Below are 697 nucleotides of genomic sequence, written 5' to 3' on the forward strand. Positions count from 1 at the left end.
CGTCGCGGGCGATGAACTCAGGAAAGACGGTGGCAACAGGGCCAACCGGGTTCCTCGTGCCGACCGCACCGAACAGCCGAAAGGCTGGGCTCCGAATCTTGGAATCCGGTGTGCGGTTTTCTTCAACAGCCTTTTTGTTCAGGAGAACGACATGCTTGCAACCCGTTTTGCTTCCCATTCCCCCGCGCTGCGCAGCGACTACCCGCTGTCCGATGACCAGATTCGCAGGGTGGCCCCATCCATCTTTGCGGATGCCCCGCATGAGAGCCGTTCCGAGCGGTACGCCTATATCCCCACGGCTGCCGTACTGACCGAGCTTCGCAAGGAGGGGTTTCAGCCCTTCATGGTGACGCAGACTCGCGTGCGCGATGAAGGCAAGCGCGAGCACACCAAGCACATGCTGCGCCTGCGCCACGCCAGTCAGATAAACGGTGCGGAGGCCAACGAAATCGTGTTGCTGAACTCGCACGACGGCACCAGCAGCTATCAGATGCTGGCCGGAATGTTCCGCTTCGTGTGCAGCAATGGCCTTGTGTGCGGCGACACCGTGGCCGATGTGCGCGTGCCCCACAAAGGCGACGTGGCCGGTTCCGTCATCGAAGGCGCTTTCGAGGTGTTGAGCGGCTTCGAGCGCGTGAAGGAATCCCGCGATGCCATGCGCGCGATCACGCTGGATGAAGGCGAAGCCGAAGTGTTC

General features: G+C 61.7%; 1 protein-coding gene. It reads left to right on the top strand.

All coding sequences use genetic code 11. The features are described 5' to 3' along the window. Window positions 1–151: 151 nt before the first annotated feature. Window positions 152–697, top strand: a 546-nt coding sequence (locus V8Z74_RS26215; RefSeq protein WP_349712329.1) for a DUF932 domain-containing protein, incomplete at its 3' end; no start/stop codon positions are given.

Origin of the sequence: Comamonas sp. w2-DMI, from assembly GCF_040187735.1 — a bacterium.
Taxonomy (GTDB): Bacteria; Pseudomonadota; Gammaproteobacteria; order Burkholderiales; family Burkholderiaceae_C; genus Comamonas; species Comamonas terrae.